General features: G+C 49.1%; 2 rRNA genes. Both read right to left on the reverse strand.

The window, feature by feature from the left end:
- Positions 1-3: 3 nt before the first annotated feature.
- Positions 4-114, reverse strand: a 5S ribosomal RNA gene (gene rrf, locus ACSX1H_RS18980).
- An 83-nt stretch (positions 115-197) separates the two neighbouring features.
- Positions 198-2,999 (reverse strand): 23S ribosomal RNA (locus ACSX1H_RS18985).
- Positions 3,000-3,067: the final 68 nt, after the last annotated feature.

Here is a 3,067-nt window from a genome sequence, read left to right on the forward strand (position 1 = left end):
AAAAAAAGGCGGCGACCTACTCTCCCACTTCTACGCAGTACCATCGGCGCTATCGGGCTTAACTTCTCTGTTCGGAATGGGAAGAGGTGGAACCCCGATGCAATAACCACCTGAATGTTGTTATAACATATCAGCGCAAATCAAAATCATATCACCGTACCAAATGTGTGTCAAATATATCTCCTAAGAGAACACTCTCTTGAAAGCTTCGGGTAATTAGTACTGCTCGGCTATGATGTCACCACCTTTACACCTGCAGCCTATCAACGTCATCGTCTCTAACGTCCCTTAATGGAAATCTCATCTTGAAGCAGGCTTCGTGCTTAGATGCTTTCAGCACTTATCCCTTCCAAACTTAGCTACCCAGCAATGCTCCTGGCGGAACAACTGGTACACCAGCGGTTTGTCCAACGCGGTCCTCTCGTACTAACGTCAGGCCTTCGCAAATTTCCTACGCCCACAACAGATAGGGACCGAACTGTCTCACGACGTTCTGAACCCAGCTCGCGTGCCACTTTAATGGGCGAACAGCCCAACCCTTGGGACCTTCTCCAGCCCCAGGATGTGACGAGCCGACATCGAGGTGCCAAACCGCTCCGTCGATATGAGCTCTTGGGAGCGATCAGCCTGTTATCCCCGGAGTACCTTTTATCCTTTGAGCGATGGCCCTTCCATGCGGAACCACCGGATCACTATGCTCTACTTTCGTACCTGCTCGGCTTGTCGGCCTCACAGTCAAGCGCGCTTATACCATTATACTCTGCAGACGGTTACCAATCGTCTTGAGCGCACCTTTAGAAGCCTCCGTTACTCTTTTGGAGGCGACCACCCCAGTCAAACTACCCACCAAACGGTGTCCTCTTCTCAGAGTTAGGCCTCAGATAAGCAAAGGGTCGTATTTCAAGGGTGACTCCACAACACCTGGCGATGCTGCTTCATAGTCTCCGACCTATCCTACACATTACTTACCCAAAACCAACGTTAAGCTGCAGTAAAGGTTCACGGGGTCTTTCCGTCCCGTTGCGGGTATCCGGCATCTTCACCGGAACTACAATTTCACCGAGCTCATGGCTGAGACAGTGCCCAGATCGTTGCACCATTCGTGCAGGTCGGAACTTACCCGACAAGGAATTTCGCTACCTTAGGACCGTTATAGTTACGGCCGCCGTTTACCGGGGCTTCATTTCAATGCGTCGCCGAAGCTAACATCTCCACTTAACCTTCCGGCACCGGGCAGGTGTCAGGCCTTATACATCATCTTTCGATTTAGCAAAGCCATGTGTTTTTGATAAACAGTCGCCTGGGCCATTTCTCTGCGGCTCCCCTTAAAGAGGAGCGCCCCTTCTCCCGAAGTTACGGGGCTAATTTGCCTAGTTCCTTAGCCATGAATCACTCGAGCGCCTTAGTATACTCAACCCAACTACGTGTGTCCGTTTACGGTACGAGCCGCCATACTTGCTTTTCTTGGAACCGGTTACTTACTTTCGCTTCGTCCGTAGACTAGGCTCAACGTACTATTCCGTCAGTACGTAAGCACCTGGCCGATCCGTCACGTTTATTGTATGGCAGGTACAGGAATATTAACCTGTTTTCCATCCACTACCCCTTTCGGGTTCGCGTTAGGTCCCGACTAACCCTGATCCGATTAGCGTTGATCAGGAAACCTTGGTCTTTCGGCGTGGAGGTTTCTCACCCCCATTATCGTTACTTATGCCTACATTTGCTTTTCTAAACAGTCCACTGGGACTCACGTCTTCAGCTTCAACCCAGTTTAGAATGCTCCCCTACCACTGAACTAAAAGTTCAATCCATAGCTTCGGTAGTATGTTTATGCCCGATTATTATCCATGCATCGTCGCTCGACTAGTGAGCTGTTACGCACTCTTTAAATGAATGGCTGCTTCCAAGCCAACATCCTAGCTGTCTAAGCAACAACACCGCGTTTGGTCAACTTAACATACATTTGGGGACCTTAGCTGATGGTCCGGGTTCTTTCCCTTTCGGACATGGACCTTAGCACCCATGCCCTCACTCCATAACAGCATCTTACAGCATTCGGAGTTTATCAGGAGTTGATAGGCGATGAAACCCTCGCGTCCTATCAGTAGCTCTACCTCTGTAAGATTAATTATAGGCTGCACCTAAATGCATTTCGGGGAGTACGAGCTATTTCCGAGTTTGATTGGCCTTTCACCCCTACCCTCAGTTCATCCAAAGACTTTTCAACGTCAACTGGTTCGGTCCTCCACTGTGTGTTACCACAGCTTCAACCTGACCAAGGGTAGATCACTCGGTTTCGCGTCTACTCCCACTGACTATAGCGCCCTATTCAGACTCGCTTTCGCTTCGGCTCCGACCCTTAAAGTCTTAACCTTGCCAGTGAGAAGTAACTCGTAGGCTCATTATGCAAAAGGCACGCTGTCACCGATTAAATCGGCTCCAACCGCTTGTAGGCGCACGGTTTCAGGTACTATTTCACTCTTCTGTTCGAAGTGCTTTTCACCTTTCCCTCACGGTACTGGTTCTCTATCGGTCTCTCAGGAGTATTTAGCCTTAGCGGATGGTCCCGCCAGATTCACACAGGATTTCTCGTGTCCCGCGCTACTCAGGATACTCGCCTCGCTTGGTTTATTACGTGTACCGGACTATCACCGTCTCTGGTTTGTCTTTCCAAACAATTCCACTTCTAAGCCATTTGATTATGCAAGTCCTACAACCCCATAGTTGCCGAAACAACCATGGTTTGGGCTTATTCCCGTTCGCTCGCCACTACTTAGGAAATCACTTTTGTTTTCTCTTCCTCCGGGTACTTAGATGTTTCAGTTCCCCGGGTTTGCCTCCTTTGCAGGATAGTATATCTTCAATATACTGGGTTGTCCCATTCGGAAATCTGCGGATTAATAGTTATTTGCACTTCCCCGCAGCTTATCGCAGCTTATCACGTCCTTCATCGCCTCTGAGAGCCTAGGCATCCCCCGTACGCCCTTTTCTACTTTCTTTTACACACACCTAGTTGGTGTTTATGATTTTGATTTGTGTTGCCAATATGTCAAAGATCGTCTGCTAA

Origin of the sequence: Carboxylicivirga taeanensis (genome assembly GCF_051851475.1) — a bacterium.
Classification (GTDB): domain Bacteria; phylum Bacteroidota; class Bacteroidia; order Bacteroidales; family Marinilabiliaceae; genus Carboxylicivirga; species Carboxylicivirga taeanensis.